We start from the raw sequence: 17,650 nt of genomic DNA, 5'->3' as shown, positions 1-17,650 counted from the left end.
GAGTGATGAATGATGTTACAGGAAAATTATGAAAGCGTAGATAAAAAGATCACAGAAGCATGCAGACGGGCTGGTCGGAACAGGGATGCGGTTACTCTGATCGCTGTCAGCAAGACCAAACCGTTAAGTGATATTGAAGAATTATTACAGAATACAGATGCTGAAAATTTTGGAGAGAACAAGGTTCAGGAACTGGTCGATAAATATGAACATATATCCAGACCGGTCAAATGGCATATGATCGGGCATCTGCAGACGAACAAAGTCAAATATATCGTTGATAAGGTCTGCCTGATACATTCTGTTGATTCCGTGAATCTTGCAAAAACGATTGAAAAAGAAGCAGCAAAGCATAATGTTGTTGTTCCTATTTTAATAGAAGTAAATGTTGCAGGGGAAGAAAGCAAGTTTGGTGTATCCGTTGAGGAAACGGAAGACTTGATCCAGCAGATCAAAGACTTTCCTCATATACACATTGATGGACTGATGACGATTGCACCATTTGTAGCCAATCCGGAAGAGAATCGCGTGCACTTCCGTCGCCTTAAGGAATTATTACTTGACATCAATTCTAAAAACATTGATAATGTTCATATGAATGTCTTATCAATGGGTATGACAAACGACTATGAAGTAGCTGTCGAGGAGGGTGCTACCATGGTCCGAGTTGGAACCGGTATCTTCGGTGAAAGAAATTATAATATTTAAAGGAGAACCATTATGGCAAAGAATGGAAAAAAAAGCTTTCTGGATTTTTTCAAAGTAGATGAGTCCAGTGATGAATATGAAGATGATTTATTTGAAGATGATGAATATGATGACGATGACGAAGAGGATTTCGAAGAGGATTATGTTCCAAAGACCAAAGCTGTAAACGGACGTGCATCTTCCTTTACCGCTGCATCACAGACAGCAGCCCAGCCTGCAAAAAAACAGAAATTTACAAAAGCTGCCAGAACATCAGCTCCAGCATCATCAGGCAATTCAAAACTTGTATCTTTTAACAACAGAAGCCAGGGAGGTTCCCAGCAGGTATTTGTTATTAAACCAGATGAATTTGATGATGCCCAGATGATCATTGACCATTTAAAGGGTGGTCAGGCGATTGTGATCAATATGGAAGGTATGGAGTTATCAACAGCCCAGCGTATCATTGATTTCATTGCCGGCGCATGTTATTCCTTAGATGGTTCATTACAGGCGATATCCGGTAATATATTTATTGCAGCACCTGCTGACATCTATGTATCAGGCGATCTCAGAGAAGAGTTATTAAATGATGCTTTTCTTTCTCCTGAATTAGGAAAATATTAAGTCAATTTTGATATCAGTCTGTATCAACATATTCTGAAGGTATGATAGGGAGGATTACAAATGCTTACACCTGTTGATTTACAACAAAAGAAATTTCAGCATGGCATGGGGTATACAAAAAAAGATGTTGACTCATTTTTTGACATTGTTGTCATGAGTTATACGGAATTATATAAGTCTAATGCTGAATTAACAAATCAGGTAAAAACACTTACCGATAGTCTGGTTCATTACAGAACAACAGAATCGAAGCTTCAGAAATCACTTATGCTTGCAGAGAAGAATGCAGAAGAAGCTACGAAGAATGCAAATGACAAGGCTAAGATCATTGAAAATGATGCCAAAATCAAGGCAAATAACATAGTTCATCAGGCACGGGAAGAGCTGGATCGGATTGAAGACAGCATTGAAGGAATCAAACAGCAGTATCGTGATTATACAATGGCATTTAAAAATCTGATGGATTCTCATCTTCAGTTTCTTGCTACCAATCCAATTAATGAAGAATTGGGAGTAGACTTTGATGAGATCATGAAGGATGCCAAGTATTTCAACGGAAATGCTGCCGTCTATACACCAGGTTCATCTGGCAGTGAAAACGCCGGATCAGGTTCCTTTGCATCCTTTGGAGGAGATCCTCAGGGCAGAGAAGAATCTACACTCGGCGGTGGCGGAGGCTCAGGAATGGGCGATTCCACACTTGGTGGAAGTGCAGACAGCGGCAATGTTGCCAGTGATTCTTCTGTTTACACAAAAAATTTAGGTGGTGGATCATTTGTTGATCCATTCAAATTCAGAAACGAATAATATAATAGAATTTTTCTTTAATTCCCTGTCTGAATGAATGTCGGACAGGGAATTGCTAATAAAAGATATACTCCAGAAAGGTAACGATAATGAAAAAAAACAGTATTCTTGCATGTATAAGTATACTTCTTTTGATCGGACTGGATCAGTTTGTGAAATTTCTGATCACAAGTCATATGGCTTTATATGACACAAAACCTGTTATCAAACAGGTTTTTCATATTACATATATTCAAAATAAAGGAGCTGCATGGGGCAGCTTGCAGGGAAAGCGTTATTTTCTGCTGGCAATAACCATTCTTGTTCTGGCATTTCTTGTATATTTTTATGTTCGGATGTTAAAGCTGAATAAGTACAAAGATCTTCGGATTTTATTTATTTTTGTTTTTTCCGGAGCTGCCGGAAATATGATCGATCGTATCCGTCTTGGTTATGTAATAGATATGTTTGATTTCCGTCTGATCAATTTTCCGGTCTTTAATGTTGCAGATATCTATGTAACCTGTAGTATGATCATCCTGTTGGTTTTTATCCTGTTCAAATACAAGGATAATGAACTGGACGATCTATTTGGAAAGTCAAAGAAAGATTCAAAGCAGGAATAATATATGGAAACTTATAATATTGAAGCAGATGAAAACTGGAAAGACAAACGGGTTGATAAAAGTTTAGCCGATTACTTTGACGATTATTCGCGCTCATTTCTGAAAAAACTGTTAGATGATGGAAATGTACTGGTGAATGATAAAAAGGCAAAACCAAGCTTGAAAATCGCATCTGGTGACAAAATAGATATTACGATTCCGGATATTTCACCTGTAGAAATTGAACCGGAAGATATTCCGCTTGATATCGTATATGAAGATGATGATATCATCATTGTAAACAAACCAAAGGGCATGGTCGTTCACCCGGCTCCCGGACATTATTCCGGAACACTGGTAAATGGTCTGATGTATCATTTCAAGGATTCTTTATCTGGCATTAACGGAGAACTTCGTCCCGGTATCGTACATCGAATTGATATGGACACAACCGGGCTTCTTGTTGTCTGCAAAAATGATGCTGCACATAATTTTCTGTCGGAGCAGCTTGCCGTTCATTCGATTACAAGAAAATACTATGCGATCTGCTATAATTATTTTACAGAAGATGAAGGTATGGTAGATCTTCCGATTGGAAGACATCCAACCGACCGTAAAAAAATGGCGGTTAATTATAAGAATGGCAGACATGCAGTCACCCGTTATAAAGTTCTGAAAAAACTGAAAAACAATTTCTGTCTGATCGAATGTCAGTTGGAAACCGGACGGACACATCAGATCCGTGTCCATATGGCATATATCAAGCATCCGCTTTTAGGAGATGCCGTATATGGACCTAAAAATCAGCCATATCACCTGCAGGGGCAGACACTTCATGCCGGTGTACTTGGTTTTATTCATCCGTCTACAAAAGAATATATGGAATTTTCAAGTGAACTCCCTGAGTATTTCCAGAAACTGTTAAAACAACTGGAGCTTTAAAATTCGTTTTATATTAATTTTAATATAAAACGAATTTTTTGATTTACATTTTTTTGTGGAAATGTTATAATTTTTATTATAAAAAGTAAACAAATTTATAGTTTTTATATAGAAAACAGTTGTTTATTCTTTTTAGCAAATTAAAATCATACTTGCAAAGGGGGCTTTTATTATGGCTTGCAATAAAATCATTACAATAGGACGACAGTTCGGAAGTGGCGGAAGAGAAGTCGGACAGAAACTTGCTGAAAAGCTTGGTATTCCATTTTATGATAAGGAACTTTTAAAGATTGCGGCAAGAGATAGTGGCATCTGCGAAGAATTATTTGAGAATTTTGACGAGAAACCAACAAACAGTTTTCTCTATACATTGGTAATGGATCCGTATTCATTGGGATTCGGAACATCCGGCGAGTTACCACTGAATCATAAGGTATTCCTGGCTGCATTTGACACGATCAAATCTATTGCGGAAAAAGATGGTTCCTGCGTATTTGTAGGTCGTTGTGCCGATTATGCTTTAAGAGATTATTCCAATATTGTAAATGCATTTATATATGCAGATATCGATGATCGTATAAAACGTATTGCGCAGAAATATGAACTGACTGATGCGAAAGCTAAGGATCTGATCCGTAAAGAAGATAAGTCACGTGCATCTTACTACAACTATTACACATCCAAGCGTTGGGGCGAGATGAAAGGCTACGATATCTGCCTGAATTCCAGCCAGTTTGGAATTGATAATTGTGTAGATATGTTATACGATGCCGTTACCAAATATTAATGCAATATATAATACATATAATTAATAACCATTCATACAGGTATTCTTGATAATACTTTATGGCTCGGATAAATGACAAATGATATTACATAATGAAAAATGCGCTGAGAAAAACTCAGCGCATTTTTTAATTGTCGCGTTTTTCCCGCAACTGAACACGATTTCTTACACTTCGTCGTCTGTCCTCATCCATATCTGCATAATGTTTTCTTGTCGTATTTACATCACTGTGTCCAAGGACATCAGCAACCAGATAGATATCACCGGTTTCCCTGTATAATTCTGTACCATAGGTACTTCTTAATTTATGTGGAGTGATATGCTTCATAGGGATAACACCTTCAGAATATTTCTTCACCAACATTTCAACAGAACGAACAGACATTCGTTTTCTCTGACTGGATAAGAAGAGAGCATTTTCATGTCCGGACACCGGCTCTATATGTTTGCGTTCCTCAAAATAATCCGTTAAAGCAGCTGTAACTTCATCACCGAAGTAGACATAAGATTCATAACCGCCTTTTCTGGTTACCTTCACTCGACCATTATTAAAATCCACATCATTCAGATCGATGCCGACACATTCCGATACCCTTATGCCGGTTCCCAGCATAAGGGTTAGAATTGCAAGATCACGAACCTTTGTTTTTGCATGATATGCCTGTTGGTGCTCGGTTAAATGATCACCATATTCAACAGCATCTAAAAAATCCGCAATCTCATTTATGTCTAATCTGGTTATTGTTTTTCCATGAATCTTTGGCATATCTACTTTTTCAGCCGGATTTGAACTTATACGGTTATTTTTATAGAGATATGCATAGAATACACGTAAAGCCGATAATTTACGTTTAATTGCCTGTTCACCGTTCGTATAGATCTTTCCGTTTTTTTCATAATATTTCAAATATTCCAGATATTCCTCGATGTCTTCAGCCTCAAGCCTTGAAATATCATCCAAGGTGATATCGATCGGCTTACGTCCACGAAACTGTGGACATTCGCTGCATAAAAAGTTATAAAATGTCTTTATGTCGATGGCATAACCAAGTCGCGTTCTGGATGAAGCCTTATTTTCAATTCCTCGAAAGACAACCTTGACATATGAAGGAAGCTCTGCAAGAATATCTCTTAGTGAAATTGTATTTTTTATATTGATGTCATTTGTATATTCATTTGCCATAATAGATTTACCTTCCTATTATTCCGATGCAACTTTTCGTAAAACCTGAGTTTAGCGAATAGTTGCATCTGTTAAATTAGTTATATCACACTCTGACTCCAAATGCAATTCTTTATTTCATATCAAACAAAAATCCGTTTTATTCTTGTAGAATTTCCTTCATATGTTGTTAAGATTGTCTTTCGAAGAATTGTATTGATATCTCCTTGAAACAAATTTCATTTATAAGTATAATATACACGGTTATGAAACAAATCTTATCATTTTGAGGTAATTATATGAAATTACAAAAGTTATTAAGTTATACTAGACGTGCCATCGATTCATATGAAATGATCGATAATGGTGATAAAATTGCAGTTGGAATTTCTGGTGGTAAGGACAGCCTGACTTTACTCTATGCTCTGGCTGAATTACGACGATTCTATCCAAAAAAATTTGATCTGATCGCTATTACAGTTAATCTCGGTTTTGATAATTTTGATACTACAAAGATCGAACAATTATGCAAAGAACTTTATGTTCCTTATTATATTGTGGATACAGAAATATATGATATTGTATTTAATATCCGTAAAGAGAAAAATCCATGTTCTCTATGCGCGAAAATGCGAAAAGGTGCATTAAATCAGAAACTAAATGATCTCAGATGTAATAAGATCGCTTATGCGCATCATAAGGATGATTTTATTGAAACCTTTTTAATGTCCTTATTATTCGAAGGCAGAATCCATACTTTCTCACCAAAAACATATCTGGATAAAAGCAAATTGATGGTTATTCGCCCTCTTATGTATATAAACGAAGGTGAAATTATCTCTTTTAAAAATGATATGCAGCTTCCTGTGATTAAAAGTCCATGTCCTGCCGATGGATATACGAAACGTGAATATGCAAAACAGGCACTGGCGGAGCTGGAAAAGGAAACTCCCGGTTGCAAACAACGGATTTTTTCCGCTATTGAACGAGGAACTCTGGATGGCTGGCCTGTAAAGATTGACAATCCAAGACTTTACAATAAAGATGCCAGATAATCGCATTTAAGTATAGAATTTATTCTGTATTCTATACTTGTTTTATGATTATATATACTCCTGTTTTTAAAAATAAAAAGTATCTGTTTTTATGTTATATGGTAAATCTTGATTCAAACAGACAGTCAATATAACATTGCATAACAGATACTTTTTATTATTTATTCGTAATCATTTACTTTATAATATGGAATCAGTAAATTAGTTCCATCTACGATGACATCTGTATTCAGATTATTCATCACAAGCACTTCATCGATATAATCCTGTGTAGAAGCATACTCTTCCGTCTTGTATTCATTTGCGATGTCCCAAAGGGTGTCTCCTTCTTCTATGGTGATACATTTATAATATTTCTTACTTGCGTTCGATGCGCTGGTTGCCGGTGAATCCTTATGTGATATAAGGATATACAATACTGTAACCAGAATAATACCTGCTATAATGAAAATCTTCTTTGTACTGATAAATCTTACTACGTTCTTCATGTTCTCTTCCTCCTTAAAACTTAATTCTATATATAATATAATTCTCTGAACAAATATTTGAATAAATTATATCGAACAGTTGTTCATTTGTCAATATATTTTCGAACATTTGTATGGATTATTCGAAAATATATTCGTCATATCCCAATGACTCCTTTATAATACCAATATGGATGGGGAAAAAAAAGTACACAAGAAAAAGAACATTTGTTTGCAAAACAAACAATTGTATGCTACTATTATTTATATAAGTTTTTAAATACATTTAGGAGGATTTACATATGGGTAAAGAAAAGCTCACGGATAAGCAGACGCAGATCCTTGAATATATACGTCATGAGATTCTTGCAAAGGGGTATCCGCCATCAATCAGAGAAATCTGTCAGGCTGTTGATCTGAAGTCTACTTCTTCTGTACATGCTCAGTTATCATCATTAGAGGCAAAGGGCTATATCAGAAGGGATCTGACAAAGTCCCGCTCAATTGAGATCATAGACGATGATTTTTCACTTACCAAACGGGAACTGGTAAACATCCCTATCGTTGGAACGGTTTCTTGTGGTCAGCCTATCCTTGCTGAACAGAACATCGAAGACTATTTCCCTGTTCCACCGGAATATATTCATAATACGAATAACCAGACCTTTATGCTTCGTGTAAAGGGTGACAGTATGATCAATGTAGGTATTTATGAAAAGGATCTTGTAATTGTTGAGCAGTGCTCTTCTGCCAGAAATGGCGAAATCGTCGTTGCATTGATCGAGGATTCTGCAACAGTTAAGACATTTTATAAAGAAAATGGTTATATCCGGTTACAGCCGGAAAATGATTATATGGATCCGATCCTTGTCGAACATTGCGAGATCCTAGGCCGTGTGATAGGTCTGTTCCGTAATTTTATCTGATCATACTTAATTTGTTCAAATTTTTTATAAAAATGCACCTCAAACGATATCAGGCATAACAAATACCTGACAAACTGATATTCCACCTGTCTACTCGACAAGAGGAATATCAATTAAGAGGTGCATTTTATTATATCATCTTTAATTAATATACCTGTTTATCCGGCTGTCTCTCTGCGATCTCCTTGAATGCATCAAAGTTCTGCTTGAACAGCTCTACAACCTGTGGATCAAAATGCTTTCCGGACAGGCTTACGATCTCATTATACGTCTCTTCTACGGACCATCCGCGCTTGTAGTACCGTTCAGAGGTAAGTGCATCGAAAACGTCACATACCGCCATTAAACGGCTGATATAGGCAATCTCCTCACCTTTCATACCTAAATATCCTGTTCCGTCCCAGCGTTCATGATGCTCCTTTGCAATCGTTCTTGCAATCTGCATGATCTCACCCGGACAATGCTCCAGAAGTGCATCACCATAGAGAACATGACTTTTCATGATCGCAAATTCTTCATCTGTCAGTTTACCGGGCTTATCCAGGATCTCCTCACTGATCATAAGTTTTCCGATGTCATGCATCATGGCAGCCGTTGACAGCTTATCAACGTAATCATCATCAAAACCGGATGCCTTTCCGAGCACCCGCATGTAATCTGCTACACGTTTGATGTGTTCTCCTGTATATTTGGATTTACTCTCGGATAATTCAGCAAATGCAAATATCAGCTCTTTCTGATTGCTCTTTACTTCTTCTGCGTTATCAATTACGGAATTCAGCATCGTAGAGTTTCTGGATACAATGAAATATGCAACGAGTGACAGGATCAGAATCGTGATCACACATGGAAATACCGATAAGACCATGCTGTCTGTATAGTCCAGATAAATCGGCGCAACCATGAAATCACAGTATGTAAGATTGATAAAATCTGCAAGGATAACACCGACAGTAGACATCAGCGCAGTAAATACGACCAGCGTCTTATTATAATATAACGATGTCAGCAGGATCGGGAAGATCCAGACAACCAGTGCCATATGGGAAAATACAGAGCTCAATATCATACAGTTAAAAACTGCGATACATATGACTACATATTTGATTGCCTCATTCCTGTCATGCTTGAAAAAGTCAATAACAAGTGTCGGAATAAGCGAAAAAATACAGCAGAGAACCATACATATCGTAACCACTACAAGGTTACATTCTCTGCTGAAAAATGCAAATGCCCATAACGCAACTATCAGTGCAACAAAAAAACGCATACACTTCGCTGCTATATGATTGATCTTTATATAATTGTCTTTTAATAATCTGTTATCGTTCATACCTACCCCAAAAACATATCTATGAAAGTAAATCCTTTGTTACATCGGCTGCATCATTCCAGATGCGTTCGATATCATAGAATCTGCGTGCCTCATCCGAAAAGATATGAACAATTATATCATAATAATCTAACAAAATCCATCCTCCCTGTGAATATCCTTCCACACTTTTTAAAGAATATCCGGCTTTGTGCATTTCTTCTTCCACACTGTCGCACATCGCCTGTACCTGATTCTTGTTTGTTCCGTCTGCAATAACAAAATAATCAGCTACAGCAGAGATCTTTTTAATATCAAGTATCTTAATATCAAAGGCTTTTTTATCATCCAGGGCTTTATAAACAATTGCTGCCATTTCCTGTGCTGTATTCATATATGACGCTCCTCCTGCTCTGTATATTGATTTTAATATTGTACCCCATCCGTTTATTTATTGTTGCCTGTTTAAATATCATCTTCTTTCAGCTTATCCGCTACCGATTGATGAGCAACATAATAATTATAGGTATCGATTGACATCGGATCAGTATCATCCGTTGTGGTCTCAAGATACGATAAAGTATTTTTCAGTATATGAACGATGCATTTGTCAATATCGGTAAATGCTTCCTTCCGGATCTCCTCGATCTCCTTTAATGGTTTCCGGTTCGGCTCGATATAGTCTGCAACAAACAGGATCTTCTCAAGCATATTCATTGCCGGTTTTCCAGTGGTATGACATGCGATCGCAGACAGGATATCCGGCTCCTTTACATCGTACTTTTCTCTTGCGTAGAATGCCCCAAGCTTGGCATGTAAGAGTTCCGGATTATTATATTCACATTCGCTGATCGGAAGATTATTCTTCGTACAACGCTCGATCTTTTCTTCCGGTGAAAGGCACTTTGCACAATCATGTAACAGTCCTGCAGTCAGTGCTTTTTCTACATTTACACCATGTACCATAGCCAGACAGCCTGATACATATTCTACCCCTAACGAATGCTCAAATCTTCGATCTGTCAGTTTCTTCTGAAGTTTCTCTCTCATTTCCTGTCTGTTCATTGTTCTGCCCCTTCTCCTGTAAATTGTTCCTGAACTATATTATACTGTTTTACCAATCTGCGTCAATTATTTGTCTGTTGATCAAGGTTTTGATCAAGGTTTTCATCCGTCTGATATAGCCCATATTCCTTAATATAGCGGTATACTGCCATTGGTACGGTTCCTGATATATCCTGTCCATTTTTAATGGCTTCCCGGATGCCGGACGATGACACATCAACCGGATGGATCTGCATCTGTCTGATATCCGCATCTGCATATAGTTTCTTTAAATGCCGGATCTTAGCATCGACATCTTCTGCCTGGATCTGATCTCTCGTTGTAACGATCAGTTTGGAAAGAGAAAGAATCCTGTCCGGCTCTCTCCAGGTGTCAAATACAAGGATCGAATCCCCACCCATAATGAAATACCATTCCGTATCCGGATACTGTTCATGCAGCTGTGCCAGTGTATCAATGGTATAGGTAACTCCGCCACGTTGTAATTCCAGATCCGAACAACGAAGTCCGTCATGATCCTTTACTGCAAGCTCTACCATATGGAGTCTGTCTTCATTTGTAACCGATCTGTCCCACTTCTTGTATGCTGGGATATGATTCGGCATCAGCCAGATTTGATCCAGTGCAAACTGCGCCAGAGCCTGTTTTGCAAGCTCCAGATGGCCGTTATGAACCGGATTAAAGCTGCCGCCTAAAATACCAATCTTCATGTTCTGATCTTTCATATTATTTTGGAAGCTCGATCTTCTTATGCTCTTTGGATGGACGATAGAATACGATCTTACGGCCGATGACCTGAACGACTTCTGATTTGGTACGTTCTGCGATCATGGAAGCCATTTCTCTCGGATCATCCAGACAATTCTTTAATACTGAGATCTTAACCAGCTCTCTTGCCTCTAACGCTTCATTTACAGACTGTGTAAATTCCGGTGTCAGGGAACTCTTGCCGATGTTTAAGATCGGATCGATATTCATTGCCAGTCCTTTTAAATATGCTCTCTGCTTACTTGTCATAGTATACTCCTAACTTATATCCTGTAACCGGCAGAATCACCTGCCGGTTTGTTATCACATTTATCTTTATTTATAATAGTCAAATTCCAGTCCATACATACGAACGGTATCGCCTTCGCCGATTCCAAGCGCTTCCAGCTGGTCTAAGATACCGTTTGTCTTTAAGAATTTCTGGAAGAACTCAAATCCTTTTTCTGATTCCAGATTCGTATATCCAAGCATACGTTCAATACGAGGTCCCTCGATCACATATACGTCATCTTCTTCATTGTAGCTGACCTCAAAAGGAAGATCCGGATTATCATGGAAATCGAGATCAACCTCCGGTTCGAATTCGACTACATCATCCGGTGCATTCTTTACAAGGTCGTTGACATACCATAAAAGCTCGGAAATACCCTTACCGGATACTGCTGAGATCGGGAATATCTTCACACCGTCTTTTTCGAATTCTTCCTTTAACATCTCGATCACAGTCTCGTAACCGATCTCATCTAAGGCATCGATCTTATTTGCCGCTATAACCGTTGGACGGCTTTCGATATCCTTGTTGTATTTTTTCAATTCTTCATTAATGATCTTTACATCATTGACCGGATCTCTACCATCGATCGAAGCTGCGTCAACAATGTGGATGATCACCTTTGTACGTTCGATATGACGCAGGAATTCCAGACCAAGTCCGACCCCCTCTGCTGCGCCTTCGATGATTCCCGGGATATCCGCGATAACAAATCCATTATGCTCTCCGAGATCTACAACACCAAGATTTGGTGTCAGTGTCGTAAAATGATATTCTGCAATCTTTGGTCTTGCATTTGTAACTCTTGCAAGGAAGGTTGATTTACCAACGCTTGGGAAACCAACAAGACCGACATCTGCGATACACTTAAGTTCCAGATCGACGATCAATTCTTTTGCCGGCTGTCCCGGCTGTGCGTACTTTGGAGCCTGCATGGTTGACGTAACATAATTACGGTTACCTCGTCCACCTCGTCCACCCTTTAACAGTACGACCGGTTCTTTCTTATCTGCCATATCAAGGATCACTTTTCCTGTCTCAGAATCCTTAATGACAGTTCCTGGCGGAACTTTTAATACAACATCTGCACCATTTGCGCCATGACAGTTTCTCTTACCGCCCGGTTCGCCATCCTGTGCTCTGTACTTTGTTATATGTCTGAAATCAGTCAGGGTGTTCAAACCTTCATCTACTACAAAGATCACGTCTCCACCTTTGCCGCCATCTCCGCCATCCGGACCTCCGTCCGGCACGTATTTCTCACGACGGAAGGATACATGTCCGTCTCCGCCTTTTCCTGCTCTGATAAATATTCTGGCTCTGTCTGCAAACATTGCTTTCCTCCTTTATACATACATCCGTATGTAAAGAAAAAGCCGGAATAAACTATATTTACTCCGGCTAATAACATGCATAAACTAAGTAATATTACTCATTTACTACAGGGTAAATAGAAACCTGCTTCTTATCTCTACCCTTTCTCTCAAATCTAACGATACCATCAGCAGTAGCGAATAATGTATCATCTCCGCCGATACCAACGTTAAGACCTGGATGAATCTTTGTTCCACGCTGTCTGTAAAGGATGTTTCCAGCCTTAACGAACTGACCGTCAGCGCGCTTAGCTCCTAATCTCTTAGACTCGGAATCTCTGCCGTTCTTAGTAGAACCCACACCTTTTTTATGAGCAAAAAACTGAAGTTCCATCTTCATCATTTCAATTACACCTCCTTAAAGGTTATACAAACAAAATCACTATAGGATTCACTGATATCCGTAATACCTGTCTCAAACACTCCCATGATCAGTAAGGCATCATGTCCCGGCTGTTCATCAAACAGAAACTTCATATCTCCGTTTTTCTGATCGCTGTCTACATGAAATGCTTCCTCACAAAAGCGTTCAACAGAATTCACAACCGTGATCGCAAGTGCCGATACAGCACTACATACGATATCAGATCCTGAATCTGCATATCCTGCATGACCGGATACATAAAATCCCATTGTATCTGAATTAGCTTTTTTATAAATGGTTACCTTTATCATAACAGATTATGCGTTGATTGACTTGATCTCAACCTGTGTATAAGCCTGTCTGTGACCATTCTTCTTATGATAGCCAGTCTTTCTCTTGTACTTGTAAACAACTACCTTCTTAGCCTTGCCATCACCAATTACAGATGCTGTAACGGTTGCGTTTGCAACTGCATCACCACATTTAACGTCTGAATCAGTACTTACTAAAATAACGTCGTCAAATGTTACTTCGCTGCCAGCTTCTGCTCCAAGCTTCTCAACTCTGATTACGTCTCCTTCAGCTACCTTGTACTGCTTACCGCCTGTTGCTATAATTGCGTACATAGAGTTTACCTCCTTAATCAAACTCGCCAGTTGTGGTGTCGCATAAAAATATGCGAACTTATACCTCACTGTGCGGCACACTAGTACACTCTACCATTTTGGTTTTATTTTGTCAACTGTTCTTTCAACGATTTGCGAATTTTTTTTCGGGTTAGTTCCACCAGAGAAAGCTTAGTAACATCCACAAATGCTGCAGGAACAGAATCCTTTGCAAGCTCCTGTTCAAGGATATCTTTTATAACATCCATCGAGCCCGGCTGTTTCATATTTATAAAATCAACTACGATGATCCCTGACAGATTCCGCAGTCTCAACTGTCTGCATACCTCGACTGCCGCTTCAGAATTGATACGGAGCAGATGTTCCTCAAAGGAATGTTTATCGACCGATTTACCGGTATTTACATCGATCACGACCATTGCCTCCGTCTGTTCGATCACCAGGTAGGCACCCGACTTCATCCAGACCCGTTCTTTTTTCAGGTTTTCCAGATTTTTTGGCAGATTATATAAAGTCATCAGATTACAGTTTTTATCATTATACATGGTAAGCTTCACATCCGTGATCTGTTTCTCTGACAGATAGGTCTCGAATTCATCAAATACCGCCTTCTGATCCGTTACGATCTCTTGAAGCCCTGCATTATGCTTTAATATAAAATAATCGAGATATTCCGCATCATTCTTATACAGACAGGAATAACAGGTTCTGGTCTTTGCTGTCTGTATGATTTGTTCTAATTTTTCAGATAGTTCGTTTAAATCCGACAATACAACTTCATCCGGCAGCTCCTGACAGACAGTTCGTAAGATACAGCCAAATCCATCCGGCAATACTCTCTTCGCCAGTTGGTGCAGATGATCTCTTGTCTCTTTCTTTCGGATCTTCCCGGATATACCAATCCTGCCTGATGTATTCACAAGCAGATTTTCTGTCTTCAATTCAATTTCCGACGTAGCGACCGGATTCTTTGTCTTGATCGCATCCTTGCTTACCTGTACGAGAATCTCGTCTCCGGCTTTTAACACAGAATCTTTTTTTGCATTTAAAAATATATGTTTATTATCAGTGATACTGTAATAGCATGGAAGCCCTGTACCGATATCGACAAAGGCTGCGTCTATATTGGACACGATATTTTCCACCTTGCCGACATAGATATTTGATAAGATGGACTGTCGATCAAATAACATCAGATCTGACAGCTTTCCATCCGAATAAAGAGCTTCCAGTATATGATCTTCATAATTTGTTATTACAAGCTTATTCATCAGAATTCTTCACCTGCCATATAAAGCGGCTGTAACGAGCCGTCTTTGTCATAATACGTTTCCAGTCGGTGAATATAGATCCGGAAGAAATCATAGGTCTCACCGCAAAGGTCATATAATGCCTTTACCACTAATTCCGGTTTCAGATTATAGACACTTCCGGTCTGTAACAGCATGTAGATACTGTCACCTCTCCGTTCCAGCTTTAAAATACCTGGACGGATATTTTCTTCTTTTTCACTCTTTTTTGTTTTCTTTAATACAATGATCTCGTCCTGTTTATTCAACTCTTCAACGGAAGCAAGCAGTTTTTCACTGAGATCATTCTGCTCCCGGAATGTGATCTCATAATCCGATGCAGCAACGATCGACATAGCATTCTTTGCATTCTCCGGGATCTGCACACATTTCGTAACATGTATCTCATCAACGGATACTGCATTTAAAGCTTCGATCATCTCAGCCGAAGTTGTCACAGAATTAAATTCTGCATCAAAATATTCACCATCCGATGTAATCCCAAGTGCAAGCGGTGCTGCAAATGAAATGATCTGGTGTGGGGAATAGCCTTTGGAATAACTGATATCCAGCTTTGCCCGGCGGATCTCCTTCTGGAAATAACGCATGACATCCAGATGACCGATAAATTTCAGATTTCCAAGCTTGGAGTATTTAATTCTTATTTTCAAAACAAACACCTCCTCCAAACTTCGCTGCGCCGCAGCCGGAACACTTCATCCGGCAGTTTGGTGTAACGACCTCTGCCTGTGCGCGCTCCCATTCCTTTTCCATAAACTTTCTTGTCACTCCGATATCTATGAAATCCCACGGGAGGATCTCATCTACACATCTGTCACGATAGGTATAGAAGCCGATATCAATATGATTCTTTTCAAGCGCATTGTCCCAGTTTGATTTATCAAAATATTCCGTCCACGCATCAAAAATCTGTCCGGACTGATAGACATCATAGATTACCTGACAGAGCTTACGGTCACCTCTGGCAAGCAAACCTTCTAAGATGGTGATATCCGCTTCATGGTATGCGAATTTCAGACTCTTGTGGTTCTTTGCTTCACGGAATTTATCTTTAACAAAATACGCACGCTTCTGGAATTCCTCCGGTGTTATCATCGGCGCCCACTGGAATGGTGTAAATGGCTTTGGTACGAAATAAGATGCGGAAGCCGATACCATGACACGACCATCCCGTTTCTCTTTTGGTATATTTGCAAAATACAGTTCACTGATCTCCTCTGAGAGGTCTGCAATACCTGTAATATCATCATAAGTCTCTGTCGGAAGTCCCATCATAAAGTACAACTTGACCTTATTCCAGCCGCCAAGGAACGCCTGCAACGAACCGTTTAATATATTCTCTTTTGTCAGACCTTTATTTATAACATTTCTTAATCGCTGTGTTCCGGCTTCCGGTGCAAATGTCAGGGAATTCTTCTTGATATCCTGAATCTTCTGCATAACATCAAGGGAAAATGAATCGATTCTGAGGGATGGAAGGGAGATATTGACATGATTGTTGTCCATCTTCTCGATCAAGCAGTCCGTAAGCTCCGGAAGTGACTGATAATCACTGGAGCTTAACGAACTGAAGGTAATCTCCTCCTGACCGGTATTATCTAACATAGCCTCTGCATAATGTTTCAGTACGTTTACATCCTTTGGTCTGGTCGGACGATAGATCATCCCTGCCTGACAGAAACGGCAACCACGGATACATCCCCGCATGATCTCTAATACAACACGGTCCTGTGTGACCTTCATATAAGAGACAACCGGCTTCTCAGGATAGACAGCGGATGACATATCCGTAACTACCTGCTTAAGGATCGTCTTTGGAACCTCTTCGTATTTTGGTCCAAATGATGCGATCGTTCCATCCTCATGATAAGTGACATCATAAAGAGCCGGCACATAAAGCCCCGGAATCTGCGACACCTTGATCAGAAATTCTTCTCTTGTCATATCGGAATGTTTATAGATCTTATATAATTCGATCAGATCTCCGTATACCGTCTCGCCCTCTCCGATATAGAAAATATCAAAGAAATCAGCGATTGGTTCCGGATTATAAGAACAGGGACCTCCTCCGATCACGATCGGATCACCCTTTTCCCGATCCTTCGACCAGATCGGAATCTCAGCCAAATCAAGCACCTGTAAGATATTCGTATAACACATCTCATACTGAAGAGTGATTCCAAGAAAATCAAACTCTTTTAAAGGATCCTGAGACTCCAGTGCAAATAACGGAATGTGCTGTTCTTTCATAACTTTATGCAGATCCGGCCACGGAGAATAGACACGTTCACACCAGGTATCTTCTCTCCGGTTGAACATGTCATATAAAATCTGGATGCCGAGATGGGACATTCCGATCTCATACACATCCGGGAAACACATGCAAAATCTGACATCGACCTGCTCCTTGTCCTTCATGACACTGTTATATTCCCCTCCGATATATCTGGCAGGTTTTTCGATACTCATTAAAATCTCATCTGATAATGCAAGCTTTCTCATTTTGTTCTCCGTTAT

The 17,650-nt window shown here is 39.2% G+C and carries 22 protein-coding genes; 8 read left to right on the top strand and 14 right to left on the bottom strand.

What is annotated here, in order from left to right; translation table 11 throughout:
- Window positions 1–12 precede the first annotated feature (12 nt).
- From WKT03_RS03375 to WKT03_RS03350, 6 genes are all read left to right on the top strand, one after another.
- On the top strand, window positions 13–708 hold the full coding sequence (locus WKT03_RS03375) for a YggS family pyridoxal phosphate-dependent enzyme (protein ID WP_340391063.1): 696 nt from the start codon (window positions 13–15) through the stop codon (window positions 706–708).
- A 12-nt stretch (window positions 709–720) separates the two neighbouring features.
- Window positions 721–1,314 (top strand): cell division protein SepF, encoded by a 594-nt coding sequence (locus WKT03_RS03370; protein ID WP_021943871.1) that lies wholly within the window; start codon window positions 721–723, stop codon window positions 1,312–1,314.
- 60 nt (window positions 1,315–1,374) lie between these two features.
- On the top strand, window positions 1,375–2,121 hold the full coding sequence (locus WKT03_RS03365; protein WP_340390912.1) for a DivIVA domain-containing protein: 747 nt from the start codon (window positions 1,375–1,377) through the stop codon (window positions 2,119–2,121).
- An 89-nt stretch (window positions 2,122–2,210) separates the two neighbouring features.
- The gene (gene lspA, locus WKT03_RS03360; protein ID WP_117784843.1) at window positions 2,211–2,726 is read left to right on the top strand and encodes a signal peptidase II; all 516 of its coding nucleotides are present in this window, start codon (window positions 2,211–2,213) and stop codon (window positions 2,724–2,726) included.
- Window positions 2,727–2,729: 3 nt separating this feature from the next.
- On the top strand, window positions 2,730–3,647 hold the full coding sequence (locus tag WKT03_RS03355; RefSeq protein ID WP_340390911.1) for an RluA family pseudouridine synthase: 918 nt from the start codon (window positions 2,730–2,732) through the stop codon (window positions 3,645–3,647).
- A 172-nt stretch (window positions 3,648–3,819) separates the two neighbouring features.
- Window positions 3,820–4,434: a cytidylate kinase-like family protein gene (locus WKT03_RS03350; RefSeq protein ID WP_021943875.1), complete on the top strand. Its 615-nt coding sequence runs from the start codon at window positions 3,820–3,822 to the stop codon at window positions 4,432–4,434.
- A 127-nt stretch (window positions 4,435–4,561) separates the two neighbouring features.
- Here the strand turns inward: WKT03_RS03350 and WKT03_RS03345 are convergent, their stop codons facing one another.
- Window positions 4,562–5,617 carry a tyrosine-type recombinase/integrase gene (locus WKT03_RS03345; RefSeq protein WP_340390910.1) on the bottom strand — a complete coding sequence of 352 codons (1,056 nt, stop codon included), beginning with the start codon at window positions 5,615–5,617 and terminating at the stop codon, window positions 4,562–4,564.
- Between the two features lie 278 nt (window positions 5,618–5,895).
- On the opposite strand from WKT03_RS03345, the gene WKT03_RS03340 reads away from it, so the two are divergent.
- Window positions 5,896–6,651 (top strand): tRNA lysidine(34) synthetase, encoded by a 756-nt coding sequence (locus tag WKT03_RS03340; protein ID WP_117784840.1) that lies wholly within the window; start codon window positions 5,896–5,898, stop codon window positions 6,649–6,651.
- Window positions 6,652–6,812: 161 nt separating this feature from the next.
- On the opposite strand, the gene yneA is transcribed toward WKT03_RS03340, so the two are convergent.
- Complete coding sequence (yneA, locus tag WKT03_RS03335) at window positions 6,813–7,139, bottom strand: cell division suppressor protein YneA (protein WP_021943887.1); 327 nt, start codon at window positions 7,137–7,139, stop codon at window positions 6,813–6,815.
- A gap of 281 nt (window positions 7,140–7,420) precedes the next feature.
- Between yneA and lexA the strand changes: the two genes are divergently transcribed.
- A complete protein-coding gene (lexA, locus tag WKT03_RS03330) occupies window positions 7,421–8,044 on the top strand; it encodes a transcriptional repressor LexA (protein ID WP_008400862.1) in 624 nt (207 codons plus the stop codon).
- 145 nt (window positions 8,045–8,189) lie between these two features.
- On the opposite strand, the gene WKT03_RS03325 is transcribed toward lexA, so the two are convergent.
- The 12 genes from WKT03_RS03325 to WKT03_RS03270 all read right to left on the bottom strand — a co-directional run bounded on the left by WKT03_RS03325 (window position 8,190) and on the right by WKT03_RS03270 (window position 17,635).
- On the bottom strand, window positions 8,190–9,377 hold the full coding sequence (locus WKT03_RS03325; protein ID WP_021943888.1) for an HD-GYP domain-containing protein: 1,188 nt from the start codon (window positions 9,375–9,377) through the stop codon (window positions 8,190–8,192).
- Between the two features lie 19 nt (window positions 9,378–9,396).
- Window positions 9,397–9,750: a ribosome silencing factor gene (rsfS, locus tag WKT03_RS03320; protein ID WP_021943889.1), complete on the bottom strand. Its 354-nt coding sequence runs from the start codon at window positions 9,748–9,750 to the stop codon at window positions 9,397–9,399.
- A gap of 71 nt (window positions 9,751–9,821) precedes the next feature.
- A complete protein-coding gene (yqeK, locus tag WKT03_RS03315; protein WP_117784839.1) occupies window positions 9,822–10,421 on the bottom strand; it encodes a bis(5'-nucleosyl)-tetraphosphatase (symmetrical) YqeK in 600 nt (199 codons plus the stop codon).
- Window positions 10,422–10,483: 62 nt separating this feature from the next.
- Window positions 10,484–11,131, bottom strand: coding sequence for a nicotinate-nucleotide adenylyltransferase (gene nadD / locus WKT03_RS03310; RefSeq protein ID WP_182428068.1), 648 nt, complete (start codon window positions 11,129–11,131; stop codon window positions 10,484–10,486).
- A 16-nt stretch (window positions 11,132–11,147) separates the two neighbouring features.
- Window positions 11,148–11,438, bottom strand: a complete 291-nt coding sequence (gene yhbY, locus WKT03_RS03305; RefSeq protein ID WP_021943892.1) for a ribosome assembly RNA-binding protein YhbY — start codon at window positions 11,436–11,438, stop codon at window positions 11,148–11,150.
- A gap of 66 nt (window positions 11,439–11,504) precedes the next feature.
- Window positions 11,505–12,794 (bottom strand): GTPase ObgE, encoded by a 1,290-nt coding sequence (gene obgE / locus WKT03_RS03300; RefSeq protein WP_117784837.1) that lies wholly within the window; start codon window positions 12,792–12,794, stop codon window positions 11,505–11,507.
- A gap of 94 nt (window positions 12,795–12,888) precedes the next feature.
- Complete coding sequence (gene rpmA / locus WKT03_RS03295) at window positions 12,889–13,176, bottom strand: 50S ribosomal protein L27 (protein WP_004850948.1); 288 nt, start codon at window positions 13,174–13,176, stop codon at window positions 12,889–12,891.
- A gap of 5 nt (window positions 13,177–13,181) precedes the next feature.
- Window positions 13,182–13,508 carry a ribosomal-processing cysteine protease Prp gene (locus WKT03_RS03290; RefSeq protein WP_021943894.1) on the bottom strand — a complete coding sequence of 109 codons (327 nt, stop codon included), beginning with the start codon at window positions 13,506–13,508 and terminating at the stop codon, window positions 13,182–13,184.
- Window positions 13,509–13,514: 6 nt separating this feature from the next.
- Window positions 13,515–13,823: a 50S ribosomal protein L21 gene (gene rplU / locus WKT03_RS03285; protein ID WP_008400876.1), complete on the bottom strand. Its 309-nt coding sequence runs from the start codon at window positions 13,821–13,823 to the stop codon at window positions 13,515–13,517.
- A 104-nt stretch (window positions 13,824–13,927) separates the two neighbouring features.
- Complete coding sequence (locus tag WKT03_RS03280) at window positions 13,928–15,094, bottom strand: ribonuclease E/G (protein WP_340390909.1); 1,167 nt, start codon at window positions 15,092–15,094, stop codon at window positions 13,928–13,930.
- Window positions 15,094–15,792: a TIGR03936 family radical SAM-associated protein gene (locus tag WKT03_RS03275; protein WP_118484000.1), complete on the bottom strand. Its 699-nt coding sequence runs from the start codon at window positions 15,790–15,792 to the stop codon at window positions 15,094–15,096. The genes WKT03_RS03280 and WKT03_RS03275 overlap by 1 nt, the downstream gene beginning before the upstream one ends.
- Entirely contained in the window at window positions 15,767–17,635 is a 1,869-nt protein-coding gene (locus tag WKT03_RS03270) for a TIGR03960 family B12-binding radical SAM protein (RefSeq protein ID WP_340390908.1), read from the bottom strand. The genes WKT03_RS03275 and WKT03_RS03270 overlap by 26 nt, the downstream gene beginning before the upstream one ends.
- Between the last annotated feature and the right edge of the window lie 15 nt (window positions 17,636–17,650).

Origin of the sequence: Coprococcus sp. HCN-4056, from assembly GCF_037892645.1 — a bacterium.
GTDB lineage: Bacteria > Bacillota > Clostridia > Lachnospirales > Lachnospiraceae > Coprococcus > Coprococcus ammoniilyticus.
The sequence above is the reverse complement of the archived record's forward strand: the minus strand, read 5'-3'. Positions and strand labels throughout refer to the sequence as shown.